This window comes from Mesorhizobium sp. WSM4989 (genome assembly GCF_029625795.1).
Lineage (GTDB): Bacteria > Pseudomonadota > Alphaproteobacteria > Rhizobiales > Rhizobiaceae > Mesorhizobium.
The window spans coordinates 214,192-228,730 of record NZ_JARTVN010000001.1; the positions used below are offsets into that span (position 1 = coordinate 214,192).

Annotated in this window: 14 protein-coding genes; 4 read left to right on the forward strand and 10 right to left on the reverse strand. The window is 66.1% G+C overall.

What is annotated here, in order from left to right; genetic code table 11:
• Positions 1 to 118 precede the first annotated feature (118 nt).
• The 7 genes from P9217_RS01105 to ampC form a co-directional block, all read right to left on the reverse strand.
• Entirely contained in the window at positions 119 to 433 is a 315-nt protein-coding gene (locus P9217_RS01105) for a MocE family 2Fe-2S type ferredoxin (protein WP_067322435.1), read from the reverse strand.
• 84 nt (positions 434 to 517) lie between these two features.
• Positions 518 to 1,480, reverse strand: coding sequence for a substrate-binding domain-containing protein (locus P9217_RS01110; protein WP_278086825.1), 963 nt, complete (start codon positions 1,478 to 1,480; stop codon positions 518 to 520).
• Between the two features lie 114 nt (positions 1,481 to 1,594).
• Positions 1,595 to 2,602, reverse strand: a complete 1,008-nt coding sequence (locus P9217_RS01115) for a sterol desaturase family protein (RefSeq protein WP_278086824.1) — start codon at positions 2,600 to 2,602, stop codon at positions 1,595 to 1,597.
• Positions 2,603 to 2,610: 8 nt separating this feature from the next.
• Positions 2,611 to 3,402, reverse strand: a complete 792-nt coding sequence (locus tag P9217_RS01120; protein ID WP_067322425.1) for a 3-methyl-2-oxobutanoate hydroxymethyltransferase — start codon at positions 3,400 to 3,402, stop codon at positions 2,611 to 2,613.
• Between the two features lie 279 nt (positions 3,403 to 3,681).
• Positions 3,682 to 4,686, reverse strand: coding sequence for a LacI family DNA-binding transcriptional regulator (locus P9217_RS01125; RefSeq protein WP_278056640.1), 1,005 nt, complete (start codon positions 4,684 to 4,686; stop codon positions 3,682 to 3,684).
• A gap of 271 nt (positions 4,687 to 4,957) precedes the next feature.
• Positions 4,958 to 5,122: a hypothetical protein gene (locus P9217_RS01130; protein WP_278086823.1), complete on the reverse strand. Its 165-nt coding sequence runs from the start codon at positions 5,120 to 5,122 to the stop codon at positions 4,958 to 4,960.
• 95 nt (positions 5,123 to 5,217) lie between these two features.
• Positions 5,218 to 6,378: a class C beta-lactamase gene (ampC, locus tag P9217_RS01135; RefSeq protein WP_278086822.1), complete on the reverse strand. Its 1,161-nt coding sequence runs from the start codon at positions 6,376 to 6,378 to the stop codon at positions 5,218 to 5,220.
• Positions 6,379 to 6,480: 102 nt separating this feature from the next.
• Here ampC and P9217_RS01140 point away from each other — a divergent pair, with 102 nt between their 5' ends.
• A complete protein-coding gene (locus tag P9217_RS01140) occupies positions 6,481 to 7,374 on the forward strand; it encodes a LysR family transcriptional regulator (RefSeq protein WP_127403450.1) in 894 nt (297 codons plus the stop codon).
• Positions 7,375 to 7,381: 7 nt separating this feature from the next.
• On the opposite strand, the gene P9217_RS01145 is transcribed toward P9217_RS01140, so the two are convergent.
• Entirely contained in the window at positions 7,382 to 8,008 is a 627-nt protein-coding gene (locus tag P9217_RS01145; RefSeq protein ID WP_095824675.1) for a TetR/AcrR family transcriptional regulator, read from the reverse strand.
• A 460-nt stretch (positions 8,009 to 8,468) separates the two neighbouring features.
• On the opposite strand from P9217_RS01145, the gene P9217_RS01150 reads away from it, so the two are divergent.
• The 3 genes from P9217_RS01150 to P9217_RS01160 are packed head-to-tail and all read left to right on the forward strand — an operon-like array spanning position 8,469 to position 12,201.
• A complete protein-coding gene (locus tag P9217_RS01150; protein WP_278088283.1) occupies positions 8,469 to 8,936 on the forward strand; it encodes a (2Fe-2S)-binding protein in 468 nt (155 codons plus the stop codon).
• Complete coding sequence (locus tag P9217_RS01155) at positions 8,933 to 9,916, forward strand: xanthine dehydrogenase family protein subunit M (protein ID WP_095824555.1); 984 nt, start codon at positions 8,933 to 8,935, stop codon at positions 9,914 to 9,916. Before P9217_RS01150 ends, P9217_RS01155 begins: the two co-directional genes overlap by 4 nt.
• Positions 9,913 to 12,201, forward strand: a complete 2,289-nt coding sequence (locus P9217_RS01160; protein WP_278086820.1) for a xanthine dehydrogenase family protein molybdopterin-binding subunit — start codon at positions 9,913 to 9,915, stop codon at positions 12,199 to 12,201. Before P9217_RS01155 ends, P9217_RS01160 begins: the two co-directional genes overlap by 4 nt.
• A gap of 158 nt (positions 12,202 to 12,359) precedes the next feature.
• Here P9217_RS01160 and P9217_RS01165 read toward each other — a convergent pair whose 3' ends face one another.
• Together P9217_RS01165 and P9217_RS01170 are read right to left on the reverse strand one after the other, a co-directional pair.
• Positions 12,360 to 13,124: a slipin family protein gene (locus tag P9217_RS01165; protein WP_095801424.1), complete on the reverse strand. Its 765-nt coding sequence runs from the start codon at positions 13,122 to 13,124 to the stop codon at positions 12,360 to 12,362.
• Positions 13,121 to 14,500, reverse strand: a complete 1,380-nt coding sequence (locus tag P9217_RS01170) for a nodulation protein NfeD (RefSeq protein WP_278086819.1) — start codon at positions 14,498 to 14,500, stop codon at positions 13,121 to 13,123. The genes P9217_RS01165 and P9217_RS01170 overlap by 4 nt, the downstream gene beginning before the upstream one ends.
• Between the last annotated feature and the right edge of the window lie 39 nt (positions 14,501 to 14,539).

Genomic DNA, 14,539 nt, shown 5'->3' on the forward strand with positions numbered 1-14,539 from the left:
GAGGCGCTGGGGAATGTCGCTGCGCTGTCGTCGTGGCCGCCAAGCTGGAACACCCCTCATCCGTCTCGGCGCTGCGCGCCGATCCACCTTCTCCCACAAGGGGAGAAGGGGGAGCTTTTCAGCCCACCGCCACCATCACCGCTCCCGCCTCGACCTTCGCCGGATAGGTCCTGAGGTTGATGCATGGCGGCAGGCGCTTGGCGGCTCCGGTGCGGTAGTCGAAGGCGCCGGCGTGCTTTGGGCATTCGACCTCGTAGTCCATGACCAGGCCGTCGGCGATGTGCACCGCCTCATGCGTGCAAAGCCCGTCGGTGCAGAAGACCTCGTCGTCGGGCGAGCGAAAGACGGCATAGGTCTTGCCGCCATGGTCGAAGCGGCGGGCGCCTTCCTGTTCGATGTCGTCGAGCCCGCAGGCCCTGATCCAACCGGTCATTTTTCTTCCCTTCAGATCTGTCTTGCCTTCAGATCGAGGCGAACCCATCGGGGCGGCGAAGCCGGCCGCCCCGATGATCCGGGTCTAGTTCTTGTTCAGGTATTCCGCCGCGTTGGCGGGCGTCACCAGTTCGAACGGCACATAGACGACGCGGTCGACCTTCTCGCCTTTGGCAAGCGCGAGCGCCGCATCGACACCGCCGCCGCCCTGGCCCTTGGCGTTCTGGAACACCGTGACCGAGAGCTCGCCGGCCTTCATCGCCTGGAGCCCGTCCTGCGTGGCATCGATGCCGCCGACCACGACGTTCTTCAGGTCGACGCCGTTGGCCTTGAGCGCCAGGATGGCGCCGATGGCGGATTCGTCGTTGTTGGCTATGACGGCGTCGGGCGCCGGGCCGGCGGTCAGCCAGTTGGTCATCAGGTTCTGCGCATTGTCGCGCGACCATTCGGACGACTGCTTGTCGGTGACCTTGATGAAATTGCACATGTCGGTCGAAAAGATCTGCTCGACATCCTTGGTGCGCTGGAGCGCCGCCTGATGCACCAAGCTGCCCATGATGATGTAGGCGGTAGCGCCGGCCGACTTGCCCTTGGCGCGCAGCATCTTGCAGACCTCGAAGGCTTCCAGCGTGCCGGACTCGACCTCGTTCGAGCCGACATAGACCTGTTTCTCCGGCAGGTTCTTCATGTCCGATGGCTCGAGGTTGACGAAGACCAGCGGAATGCCGGCCTTGGCGGCTTCCTCGCTGATGGTCTTCGAGGCATTGGTGTCGACCAGCGTGACGATGATGGCGTCGACGCCGCTGGCGATGAAATTCTTGACCTGGTCCAGCTGTTTGGCGACGTCGTTCTGGGCGTCCTCGACCTGGATCTCGGCGCCCTTCTCTTTGGCGCGCGCCTGCATGCCATGCATCAGCAGCGTCTGGAAATTGTTGTCGAAGTTGACGATCGAGACGCCGAGCTTGGCGGCGAAGGCGCCGGTCGAGACAGTCGCGAACGCGGTCGCCATCAAAGCGGCGAGCGCCGTCGAGATGAGAAGCTTCTGCACGGGTTTCCTCCCTCTGGATTTGGAGTGCCGGCTCACTCCTGTCTTGTTCGCCGGCCCTTTCGGGATCGTTGAAGCGGGCGGCTCAGGCCGGCCACGTGGCTTTCTCTGCAGCTGTCATTTCGCGGCGGCGTTGGCGCGCGCCTTCTTCTTCTCGTAGCGGGCCTGCATGCGCGCCTCGCCGTCCTTGCTGCCGTCATGGAAAGTGCCGAACCAGCGGTCGAACGGGATCAGGCCGTCGCCGTAGTTCACCTCGAAATATTTGTGGTGCAGGTAGTGGATATAGGCGTGGCTATCGACCGATCTGTCCTCGGTCAGTTCCACCTTGTCGAAGCCGACATGGCCCGGGATCGCTCCGAAGCCGGCATAGTGGAGCTGGTAGAGCGCCAGCAGCGGGTTTGACGGAATGATCAGGTGCCAGAAGGCGACGCCGAGATAGCCGAGCTGCTCCACCGGATGCATCGACAGCGACGACCAGGGCGACGGGTTGACCGAATTGTGGTGCACCGAATGCACCCATTTGTAGAGCGGCCCCCAATGGATCGTCCGGTGCAGCAGGAAGAAATGCGTCTCGTGGATGATCGGCACCACCAGCGCCAGGCAGAACAGGTAGACGGGGTTCTCCGCGAAGGTCAGCCACGGCACGTAGCCGTTGGCGTAGGCGTAGAGGATCGCCACCTCGATCGCCGTCCAGATCGGCATGCCGGTGCCGAAGGTGCGCAGCATGTTGTCGATGTTCTGGTTCTCGAAGAAGAAGGCTTTGCTCTTCTGCTCCGAGGGCCATTTGCCGTTGTATTTGAAGCGGTTGCCCTGGGCTCTCAAAATGTAGAGTCGAAGCTCGAAAGCGCCGAAGAAGACAAGCAGCGCCGCGCAGTTGACGATGAAAAGGCGCAGGATCCAGCCGATGGCGAGCGTCTTCATCGTCTCGACGTCCGGCAGCACGTAGCGCCACCACACCACTGCCGAGAGGGCGAAGAGCAGGTTGTAAGGCAGGAAATAATGCGGCAGCCACTTCAGCAACGCCAGCGGTCGCGGCGGAAACGCAAAGAGCGGCGCGGTGCCGGCCGGTTCGTTCGGGGCCCAATCGCCCCTCTTGTTGCGCTTGCCGTATTGCAGGTCGTCCATGGCTGGTCTCACAGCGATTGAGAGAGCGTGAGGAAGCGGTCGTAGGCGGCATCGTCCATGTCCACCTGGTGCTTCGCTTCCGGGTAGCTGCCTTCGGCGACGTCGCGGCCGAAGGCGCGGAAGGCACTGATGCGCTTTTCCTGCAGCTCGGCCTCCAGCGTGACGAAGTCGGCATAGCGCTTGGCATGGCGCGGATAGTGGCCGGTGTGGGTGCCCAGCACGTCGCAGGAGAACAGATACTGCGTGTCGCAGGCAGTGCCGCAGCCCATGCCCATGGTGATCAGCGGCGTCGAGCGGGTGATGTGGTCGGCGAGCCTGACCGGCACCACCTCGACCTCGATGCAGGCCGCACCCGCATTCTCCAGGTCCTTGGCCGCGCGCAGCACCTTGAAGGCCTCTTCCGCCGTGCGGCCGACGGCTCGGAAATTCGTCCAGGTGGCGCGGTTCGGCACCAGGCCGACATGGCCGGTGACGGGAATGCCTTCCGCGGCCATCGCCTCGATGAAGCGCGGCGAGTGCGATGAATAGACCGCGTCGGCGCCGCGCTTCATCATGGCGAAGCCCAGCCGCACCGCTTCCTCGGGCGACGCGACCGCGCCATGCGGCATGCCGACGGAGAGGAACGCGTGAGGCGCCGCTTGGCGGATCGATTCCAGATTGTGGTCGGGCTCGCAGGAGAGGATGACGATGTCGCAGGCGACCGCGGCCGCCGCCTCGGCCGGCGTGTCGACATGCAGCTGCAGCCATTTCCTGCTGCCCTTGGCGCTTTGCAGGTCGTAGGCCGTCAAGCGTCTTGCCACCGATGATCCTCCCGTTCGCGGGCGGACGATCAGGCTTGTGAAAGGTCCCCCTCACCCGGATTGGCAGCCGACTTGCGAAGCGCAATTCGGGGCCATCCGACCTCTCCCCAGGGAGAGAGGAGCCAGGCTGCGTCGGTGCCGGCCCTCTTCTCCGCTCGGGAGAAGGTGGCCGCGCAGCGGCCGGATGAGGGGGAGAATTCGCACATGCTCGTCTCCCGTTCGCGGTCGAGTTAGCACCGCGATGCCGGCCAAGGCTCGCGCAACCTTGATCAAATCAGATCAAAGGTTCTCGGCAGTGAAGGTGATGAAGCGGATCGGCGGGTTGTCGACCGGCAGGTCGTGCAGGTTGAGCGCCGCCAGCACCAGGTCGATGGCGCGGCGCGCCTGCGCCTCCGGCGCCTGGTCGAGCACGACGTCCATCGTGCCGTCATGCAGGCCGCGCGTGCTGCGCTCGGTTAGTTCATGGCCGACGAAGAAGACGTCGCGACCGCGTGGGTGCCGGCGCAGCACTTCGTTCAGCGCCGTGTTGGCGCCGCCGGCATTGTACAGGCCGGCAAGGTCGGACCAGCGCACAAACGCCTCATGCAACTGCTCGGCATTGCGGTCGCCGTTGTCGAAACCGAACAGGGTGGCGATGGGTTCGAAATCCCGCCCCTCGTCGATCAGATAGTCGAAGAAGCCCCGTACGCGGTCGCGGTGGACGCGATAGATCTGGCTGTGACAGATCGCGACCACCTTGCCCGGCCGCCGCTGCATCTTCGCCATCAGCAGCCCCGCCATGCGGCCGGCGGCGTAATTGTCGATGCCGACGTAGGTGCTCTTGGTGCCGGAGATCTGGGTGACGATCTGCACCGTCGGGATGTTTTCCGCCTCCAGCTTCGCCACCGCCGCGCTCACCAGCGGATGGTCGGGGACGGCGAGGATGAGGGCGGCGCGCCGCATCTCCGGTTCGAGGATGCGCTTGGCGATCGCCGCCGGATTGGCCTCGTCGAGAAAGGTGCGGTGGACGGCGATCGAGCGGTCGAGCGTCGCCGCGATGCGTTCGAAGGCGCGGGAGAGGCGCGCGAAGAAGGTGGCGTCGGGCCTGACCAGGATCACCTCGATGCGGATGACGCCGCGATGCGCTTCGGGCAGTCGGCGCGGATAGTCGAGCGAGCGCGCCGCCGCCACCACCTTCTCCACCGTCTCGGGGCGCACCCCGCCCCTGCCGTTCAAAACGCGCTCCACCGTCGCCGTGCCGACCCCGGCGCGGCGGGCAATTTCGAGGAAGGTGGGCTTTGGAATGGGCGGGCTCCTGGGGGTGCTTTGGCGCGAAGCCTAGCCGTTCTCCGGCAACAGGAGAAGGCGAGACGCCGAAGCCGCTAATCTCCCCCCTTGCGGGGGAGATGGCCGGCAGGCCAGAGGGGGGTGCGAAGGAACGCTACCGTTGGCCGGATCGGTTCACCGACAGGATGAATGTGGGACTGCCAAGAATTGACAGGCTGGCGGGACAGCACCCCCCTCTGCCCTGCCGGGCATCTCCCCCGCAAGGGGGGAGATTGGCAGTTTCAACGCCTCAAAACATAAACGCCGCCGTCGCCGGGTTTGACCCCGTTCGGCCGTCGGCGCCGCCCAGGCCGCACTGTCCTGCGAACGTCTCGACGATGATGCGGGCCATACGCACGATCGGCAAGGATGCGAATGCGCCGGCAAGCGCTGAACGCCGGGTGGTCGAGGTCATCTGTTTCTCCATTTTGGGCAGGTTTTTTGGGGCGCAGGCGGAGCGCCGGTGAAAAGTGGATTGGCCAAGGAGCACCGAAGCGATCGGACGCGCGGCTAGTCGGTGAGCCGCGACAGCACCTGGTAGGCCGCCCTGACTCGCGCCTCATTCGGGTAAGCCTTGTTCGCCAGCATGACGATGCCGATCTTCCTCGACGGGACATAGGCGACATAGGCGCCGAAGCCGTTCGTCGAGCCGGTCTTGTTGAGCACCACGTCGGCGCGTGGCGCCATCGGCGGCTCGATCGCAGTTGCAGGGATCGGCTGCAGCATACTGGGCGCATTCCCGGCGACGATCTTCGCCAGGTCGACCGGATAGGGATACTGCTCCCAGATCAGATCCTGGATGAGTTCGCCCGCACGGAAATAGCCGGTGTGGGTGGCTTCGAGCGCGCGTGCGACATCGTCCGGCACCTTGCCGACGCCCATGTTGGCCTCGATGAAGCGGATCATGTCGACTGCGTTCGACTTGATCCCGTAGGCCTCTTCGGCGAGCAATGCCGGGGTGACGCGGACGGGCTTGTCGTTGCGGTTGTAGCCCCAGGCGTAGGATTTCGTCTGTGCGGCCGGGACGTTAACGTAAGTTCGCCGCAAGCCGAGTTCCGGCAACAGCCATTTTTCCATCAGCGCCGGGAAGCTCGCGCCCATCGCCTTGGCGGTGGCCATCCCGAGCAGGCCGATGCTCGGGTTGGCGTAGGTGCGGGTGGTGGCGGCCGCGAATTGCGGCTTCCATTGGCGATAATAGGCGATGAGCTGTTTTTGCGTCTTCACCGTATCGGGCAGCTGCAGCGGGAAACCGCCGGCCGTGTGCGTGGCGAGGTCGAGCAGCCTGACATCGCCCAGCGCGCTGCCTTGAAGCTCGGGCATGTGCTTGCCGACCTTGTCGCCAAGCGCGAGCTTGCCCTCGACCTCGGCATAGGCCGCGAGCGTCGCGGTGAAGGTTTTGCTGATCGAGCCGAGCTCGAACAATGTATCGCGCGTGACGGCGGCCTGGGTGTCCTTCTCGGCCACGCCATAGTCGATGAAGAAGCGCTCGCCGTTCACGGACACGGCGACGGCCATCCCCGGAATGTCGTACTGGGCGATCACCGGCTTCACCGCCTCATCGACGAGCTGCCTTATCTTGGCGTCCTGATCGGCGGCACGAGCGCCCGAGAGGCTGCCCGGGGCGCAGGCGAGGACGACGGCAGCGATGGTGAAGCGAAGCCGGCTGCACATGATCTGCTCCCTCTGGATCGGACGATTGCGGGTTTATGACCCCTTCGAACCGGCTACAAACGATGATAAATCGCAACAGCTATAAGATAATCTTGGGCATCGATGGTTCGACCTTACCTGCCGCTCAATGCATTGCGGGCCTTCGAGGCGTCGGCCAGGCATCTCAGCTTCACACGTGCCGGCATCGAACTGGCGGTGACGCAGGCCGCCGTTAGCCAGCAGGTTCGATCGCTCGAACAGCGGCTCGGCGTGCAGCTGTTTCGCAGGTTGCCTCGCGGCCTCAAGATCACGGCGGAAGGCGAGGCTCTGCTGCCGATCGTCGGCGACGCCTTCGACCGCCTGGCGCGATCGCTGGAGCGGGTCGGATCTGGAAAACTGCGCGAACCGCTCGTCGTCGGCGCCGTCGGAACCTTCGCCGTCGGCTGGCTGCTTCCGAGACTGGAAGACTTCCGGCGCACCCATCCGTTCGTCGAGCTGCGCCTGTCCACCAACAACAACCGCGTCGACCTGGCGGCCGAGGGATTGGATTTTTCGATCCGCTTCGGCAACGGCGCCTGGAATGGACTTGATGCGACGGAACTTTTCGAAGCACCTCTGACGCCGCTTTGCACGCCGGAACTGGCGGCGACGCTTCACGCGCCGCAGGACCTCGGCGCGCTTACCTTGCTGCGCAGCTACCGTCAGGACGAATGGAGCCGCTGGTTCGAGGCCGCCGGCATGGAAGCGCCTGCGAACTTCGCGAGCGCGATCGTCTTCGATTCTTCACTGGCGATGATGGAAGCCGCCGAACAAGGGGCAGGCGTTGCGCTGGCTCCGGCGCTGATGTTTTCGCGACAACTGAGCAAGGGGTCGATAAGGCGCCCTTTCCAGGCCTCCATATCGCTCGGCAGCTATTGGCTGACCAAGTTGAAGTCCAGGGAACCGACCGCCGCGATGTCGGCCTTTGCGGACTGGATCACCAGCTTGGAACCGGACAGACGAAGCGCGCCCAGCTAGCGGTGCTTCAGCCGGCTTTCGCCGCCTCCGATGCCCCGAACCTCAGCCCATCCATCAAGAGCTTCACCAGCCGCCCCGAGCGGTCCCGCCAGTCGGGCGTGTTGGGGGCGGAGTAGATGCCGCCCAGCGCATGCAGCACGTCCGACGCATCGACGTCGGCGCGGATCTTCCCCGCAGCTGCGGCCTGTTCGACCAGCCCCTTCAGCGCGCCGGATACGCGGCCTGAGGTATCGGAGAACAGCGTCGAGTTGGTGGTGAGCAACAGCCGCAGGCTTGTCGCCAGACCGCGCTTGGTGGCGATATAGTCGACGAAGCGCTGCATCCAGAGTTCCAGCGCCACATCGGCCGGATGAGCGCCGGCAAGTTCCTCGGCCGCATGGCAGAGCGCTTCCACCTCGCGGCGGTAGACCACCTCGACCAGATGCTCGCGCGTCGGGAAATGCCGGTAGAGCGTGCCGATGCCGACTCCTGCCCGCTTGGCGATCTCCTCCAGCGAGGCATCGACACCCTCGGCGGCAAACGCCTGCGTCGCCGCCTCGACAAGCTTGTCGCGGTTGCGCTGCGCATCGGCGCGCAGCGGCTTTGGCGCCGGCGTTTCAGGCTTTTCGGCAGGCTCCGAGGGCTGTTCAGTCAGTTTTTTCTCCACTGTCGCAATATGGGGCTTGAACCCATCCGGGTCAGCCCCCACGTAAATAAACGGAGGCGCCTCCGTTTTAGTGGAGTTGTCTTATCATATAATCAGGGGAAGCGATATGTCACGGGGTAAGCGCCTAATCTTCCCCCTCGAGGGGGAGATGTCGCCGAAGGCGACAGAAGGGGTCGCCGCGCGTGAAACGCCTTGCTGGCGCGCGACGCGCGAGGGCGTTGGCGCTCTACGTGAGACGACCCCCTCTGCCCTGCCGGGCATCTCCCCCGCAAGGGGGGAGATTAGCTGCTTCGACGCCTTGCCCCTCTCCTCCCAAGCCCCATTTCCCTCCCCCTAGCGTCCAGCAATCGGAGCCCGACGCCTCATGACCAGCCAGACAATCATCGATCCTCCCGAAGACGGCCATTTCAGGAACGGCCAGGCCAGCAATGGCGCAAGCCCCACCACCTTGTCCATCCACCTCACCATCAACGGCCGTGACCACGCGCTCGATATCGAGCCGCGGGTTACCCTGCTCGACGCGTTGCGCGAGCGGCTCCACCTCACCGGCACCAAGAAGGGCTGCGACCAGGGCCAGTGCGGCGCCTGCACCGTTCATGTCGACGGTGAGCGGGTGCTGGCCTGCCTGACGCTCGCCGCCCAGGTCGAGGGACGCTCGATCACGACAATAGAAGGGCTCGCCGACGAACACGGCACGCTGCACGCCGTGCAGGCCGCCTTCCTCGAACAGGACGCCTTCCAGTGCGGCTATTGCACGCCCGGACAGATCATGTCGGCGGTGGCCTGCATCCGCGAGGGCCATGCCGGCTCCGACGAGGAGATCCGCGAATACATGGCCGGCAATCTGTGCCGCTGCGGCGCCTATCCGCACATCGTCGCCGCCGTCCGCCAGGCAGCTGGGGAGCTCCGCTCATGAGAGACTTTTCCTATCTTCGCGCCGACAGCGTCGAGGCCGCGCGCAACGCGGCCGCCCTTCCCGGCGCCATGCTGCTTGCCGGCGGCACGACGCTCATCGATCTCGCCAAATGCGGCGTCGCCGAACCGGCCACCGTCATCGACATCAGCCATATCGAAGGGCTCAACGCCATTGATGTAACCGCCGACCGCGCCGTCATCGGCGCGCTGGCCAAGATGAGCCATGTCGCCGACAACGCCGAGGTGAAAAGCCACTTCCCAGCGGTTTCGGAAGCGTTGTGGCAGGCGGCCTCGGCGCAGCTCCGCAACATGGCGACCATCGGCGGCAACCTGATGCAGCGCACGCGCTGTCCCTATTTCCGCGATCCGCAGAACTTCCCGGCCTGCAACAAGCGCGAGCCGGGCAGCGGCTGCTCGGCGATCGGCGGCGTCACGCGCGGCCATGCGGTGCTCGGCACCAGCGAAGCCTGCATCGCCACCTATCCGGGCGATCTTGCCATCGCGCTTGTCGCCTTCGACGCCGAGGTCGATCTTGGCGAGCGGAAGCTGAAGGTCGAGGACTTTTTCCTCGCCCCTGGCGCCACGGCCGAACGCGAGCACGACATCCGCCCCGGCGAACTGATCACGGCCATCGAGATCCCGGGCTCGGCCGCGGCCCGGCGGTCGACCTATCTCAAGGTCCGCGACCGCCAGTCCTATGAGTTCGCGGCGGCGAGCGCTGCCGTCGGACTGGAGCTCGAGGGCGACGGCCGCACCATACGCGACATCCGCGTCGCGGTCGGCGGCGTCGCGACGAAACCGTGGCGGGCGCGCGCCGTCGAAGAGGCGCTGAAGGGCAAGCCGCTCGACGAAGCGTCCGTTCGCAAGGCGAGCGAGCTCGTCATGGAGGGCGCCGTCGACCACGGCGCCAACCACTACAAGATCGCATTGGCGCCCCGCGTGATCGCGCGCGCCATCCTGAAATTGGGAGAAACGGCATGACCGTTCATGACATGAAACACGCAGGCTCCGACAGCGCGCGCCTCGAAGCGGTGGGCGGGCGCCTGTCGCGCGTCGACGGCCCGGCCAAGATCACCGGCGCCGCGCGTTACGCGTTCGAACAGCACCTCGAAGGCCTGACCCATGCGGTACTGGTCGGCGCGACGATTGCCGCCGGCAAGGTCACCGGCATCGACACGCGCGCGGCGGAAACCGCGCCAGGCGTGCTCGCGGTGCTGACGCCCGACACCATCATGGACCTGAATTCGGCATCGGACTGGTTCGGCAGACAGCCGTCCGAAGAAACCTATTGCCCGCTCGTCCGGGAGGTCACCTTTTCCGGCCAGCACATTGCTGCCGTCGTGGCCGAGACGTTCGAGCAGGCCGTCGCCGCCGCGGCGCTGGTCAAGGTCAGCTATGACGAGACGCCGGCAGTCGTCGACCTGAGCGACGGCAGCGACGGTATTCCGGTCGACGCCATGACCAAGGAATGGGGCGACCCCGAAGCCGCCTTCGCCGAGGCACCGGTGCGCGTCTGCGCCGCCTACAACACGCCGCGCGAGTTCCAGGCGGCGATGGAGCCGCACGGGCTGATCGCGCGCTGGGAGGGCGACCAGCTCACCATCTGGGAACCGAGCCAGTGGCTCGACGGCATGGCGCGCACCTATGCCGAATGGTTCGGCGTGCCGTTCCAGAACGTGCGGCTGGTCTCGCCCTATATCGGCGGCGGCTTCGGCTCCAAGGCGCTGGCGCTCGCGCACAGCGCGGTGGCGGCGGCAGCGGCAAAGATGCTCGGACGCCCGGTGAAGCTGGTGCTCAACCGGCCGCAGAATTTCACCTCCTATGGCGGCCGCGCCGCGACGCGCCAGACGGTTGCGATCGGCGCCGACAAGGCGGGCCGCATACAGTCGATCGTGCATCGCGGCGTCAACGAGACGGCGGTCGACGGCATGTGGGTCGAGCCTCTCGGCTCCGTCACCTCGATCATGTATGCGACGCCCAATTTCTCCTCGAAACAGAATGTGGTCAGGGTGAACACGGTGGTGCCGGGGGCGAAGCGCGCGCCGGGCGAGAACCCGAGCGCCTTCGGTATCGAATGCGCCATCGACGAGCTCGCCCATGAGCTCGGTATCGACCCGCTGGAGATGCGGCTGATCAATTATGCCGAGCAGGATCCCCACGCGAAGAAGGCGTGGTCGACAAGGCAGTTGCGGGAGGCCTTTGCCGCCGGCGCGGAAGCCTTCGGCTGGGCGAAGCGTTCGCGCGAGCCGCGCTCGATGCGTGACGGCCACCAGCTCATCGGCTGGGGCGTCGCGGCCGGCACCTATCCGGTTCGGCGCGCCTATGGCGAGGCCGTGGTGAAGCTCCTGGCCGACGGCTCGGTCGAGGTCGAGAGCTCCTCCATCGACATGGGCCAGGGCACCTACACGATCCTGGCGCAGACCGCGGCCGAGACGCTTGGCGTGCCGGTGGAGAAGGTGTCGGTGAGGCTGGGGGATTCCCATTTCGCCCGCGCCGGCGTCACCGGCGGCTCGCGGCTTGCCGGGGTCATGACCGGCGCCGTCTACAAGGCGGCGGGCCAGGCGCTGGACGAGCTGATCGGGCTGGCGCTCTCCGATCCGCGCTCGCCCTTCCATGGGCTGCAAGCGAACACGCTGCAAGTGAAGGGTGGCCGCATCGCCTCGCCGCGCGGTGACGGCCCGGAGTTCTCGATCGCCGAGCTGATGCGCGCCCTCGGTCGCGAAAAGATCGAGGCCAAGGGCGACACGGTTCCGGCCAGCTTCACGCCGGAGCAGCGCTACAACAACTACACTACCATCGCCATGGCGCTGCCGCACACCGAGGGCGATTATTCCCGCCACTCCTGGTGCGCGCATTTCGTCGAGGTGCGCGTCGACGAGGATTTTGGCACGGTGCGCGTGTCGCGCGTCGTGTCGGCGCTGGACTCCGGCCGGCTCTACAACCCCAAGCTGGCGGAGAGCCAGTGGAAGGGCGGCATCATCATGGGTATCGGCCAGGCGCTGCTGGAAGAAGGCATCGTCGACCGCCGCCATGGCCGGATCGTCAACGGCAATCTCGCCGACTACATGCTGCCGACCAATGCCGACATCCCGGATATCCAGACGATCTCGGTCGGCATCCCCGACCCGCATTCCTCGGCGCTGGGCGGCAAGGGCGTCGGCGAGCTCGGCATCGTCGGCGTCGCGCCGGCGATTGCCAACGCGGTGTTCCACGCGACGGGGAAGCGGGTGCGGGACCTACCGATTACGCTGGAGAAGTTGATTTAGCGCCGGCCTTGTCTCCCCCCTCGAGGGGGAGATGTCGCCGAAGGCGACAGAGGGGGCGCCGCGCGTGGGGCGCCAACCTACAACCGTCGCAATAGGCTGAGTCCAGTCGGACCGACCCCCTCTGCCCTGCCGGGCATCTCCCCCTCGAGGGGGGGAGATCACTTGCCCTGGCTCTGGCCCTTCAAAAACTGGCTGAGCAGATCCATCGGCAGCGGGAAGACCACGGTCGATGAGCGCTCGCCGGCGATGTCGTGCAGGGCCTCGAAATAGCGCAGCTGCATGGCCTGCGGTTCGGCCGCCAGCATGCGGCCGGCCTCGACCAGCTTGGCCGCCGCCTGCTGCTCGCCGTCGGCGTTGATGACCTTGGCGCGCCGCAGCCGCTCGGCCTCTGCCTGCTTGGCGATGGCCCGGACCATGCTCTCATTCAGGTCGACATGCTTGATCTCGACATTGGAGACCTTGATGCCCCAGGCGTCGGTGCGCTGGTCGAGGATGTCCTGGATGTCGCTGTTGAGCTTGTCGCGCTCGGCCAGCATCTCGTCCAGCTCGTGCTTGCCGAGCACCGAACGCAGCGTGGTCTGCGCCAGCTGGTTGGTGGCGGTCATGAAATCCTCGACCTGGATGATCGCCCGCTCGGCGTCGACGATGCGGAAATAGAGCACCGCGTTGACCTTGACCGAGACATTGTCGCGCGAGATGACGTCCTGCGGCGGCACGTCCTGCACCACAACGCGCAGGTCCACGCGCACCATCTGCTGGATGAAGGGAACGAGCAGGATGAGGCCGGGCCCCTTGACCCCGGTGAAGCGGCCGAGCGTGAAGACCACGCCGCGCTCATATTCCCTCAGGATGCGGATCGCCGCCGACAGGAACATGATCACCAGCAGCGCGAGGATCAGATAGGCGACATAGCCGAGCGTCATCGTTTTGCTCCGTCGTTTCCCGCTCCGTTGTGACCTGCACCACGCCGCCGCACCGTCAGCACGAGATCGCTGACGGCGGTCACCTCAGCACGATCTCCGGGCGCGATCGGCTCCTCGGCCTTGGCGCGCCAGCGCTCGCCGAGCGCCAGCACATGACCTTCTCCGCCTTCCCAGTCGAGAACGTCCACGGAAAGACCGTGCATGGCCCCGCCGCCGACGCGCGGCGGATTGCGACGCGCCGCCCAGAGATAGCTGCCGGCCAGCAGCGCGAGGCCCAGCGTCAGCGCCGCGGCGGGGCCGATGACCGCCCAGGATATGGCGAAGCCCGGCCCCTCGACCTTGAGCAGCATGGCCGCGCCGAGCAGGAAGGCGGCCGCGCCGCCGACACCCAGCACCACTGTCGGGCTGAAAGCCTCGACGATGAGGAAGGCGACGCCGAGCAGCATCAGGGCGAGACCGGTATAGTTGATCGGCAAGAGATCGAGCGCGTAGAGGCCGAGCACGAGGCAGATGGCGCCAATGACGCCAGGCGCCACCGCACCTGGGCTCGTGACCTCGAAGACGATGCCGTAGAAGCCGATCAGCATCAGGAGGACGGCAACGTTCGGATCGGTGATGACCGCGAGAAGCCGGATGAACCAGCCGGGATCCAGGACCTCGACGGCCAGGCCCTTCGTCGCCAGCACCTCTTTCTTGCCGGCCACGTCGACGGTGCGGCCGTCGGCGAGCTGCAGCAGCTCCGCCGTGTCACGGGCGACGAAGTCGATGACATGTTGCTGCAGCGCCGCGCTTGCCGAGAGGCTCGCCGCCTCGCGAACCGCCTTCTCGCCCCAGTCGCCATTGCGCCCGCGCAGTTCGGCGAGCGAGCGGATCAGCGCCACCGCGTCGTTGGTCGCCTTGGCCGTCATCGGGTCGCCGGCTGGCTTGCCGGTGCCCTTGTCGTCCTTCTCGCCGGGAAGCGAGGGCAGCCCGCCGATCTCGACCGGCGTCGCGGCGCCCAGATTGGTGCCGGGCGCCATCGCCGCGACATGGGTCGAGTAAAGGATATAGGTTCCGGCGCTCGCCGCATGACCGCCGGCGGGCGCGACATAGCCGATGACGGGAACGGGGGACGCCAGGATATCGGCGATCATCTCGCGCATCGAGGTGACGAGGCCGCCGGGCGTGTCGAGCTGAAGGATGAGAGCCCCGGCGTTGCGCTCGGCCGCGGTCTTGAGCGCTTCCTTGAGCTGGCGCGAACTCGCCGGACCGATGGCGCCGTCAATCGCGATGCTCAAGGCCATCCTCTCCCCCGCCGTTTCGGCCGAGGAGAAGGGGAAAACCGCCGCGGCGGCCATGAAAGCCGCTGCCAGAAGGGCCACCCGCGCGAGTTTCACGCCTCAAAGCTCCTTGGGATTCAATATGGGGTTGTGCCG

Excerpts from the sequence above, each read along its gene's own strand:
- P9217_RS01115 (WP_278086824.1), bottom strand. The coding sequence starts at position 2,602 with ATGGACGACCTGCAATACGGCAAGCGCAACAAGAGGGGCGATTGGGCC.
- P9217_RS01160 (WP_278086820.1), top strand. The coding sequence starts at position 9,913 with ATGACCGTTCATGACATGAAACACGCAGGCTCCGACAGCGCGCGCCTC.
- P9217_RS01105 (WP_067322435.1), bottom strand. The coding sequence starts at position 433 with ATGACCGGTTGGATCAGGGCCTGCGGGCTCGACGACATCGAACAGGAA.
- P9217_RS01130 (WP_278086823.1), bottom strand. The coding sequence starts at position 5,122 with ATGACCTCGACCACCCGGCGTTCAGCGCTTGCCGGCGCATTCGCATCC.
- P9217_RS01140 (WP_127403450.1), top strand. The coding sequence starts at position 6,481 with ATGGTTCGACCTTACCTGCCGCTCAATGCATTGCGGGCCTTCGAGGCG.
- ampC (WP_278086822.1), bottom strand. The coding sequence starts at position 6,378 with ATGTGCAGCCGGCTTCGCTTCACCATCGCTGCCGTCGTCCTCGCCTGC.
- P9217_RS01165 (WP_095801424.1), bottom strand. The coding sequence starts at position 13,124 with ATGACGCTCGGCTATGTCGCCTATCTGATCCTCGCGCTGCTGGTGATC.
- P9217_RS01155 (WP_095824555.1), top strand. The coding sequence starts at position 8,933 with ATGAGAGACTTTTCCTATCTTCGCGCCGACAGCGTCGAGGCCGCGCGC.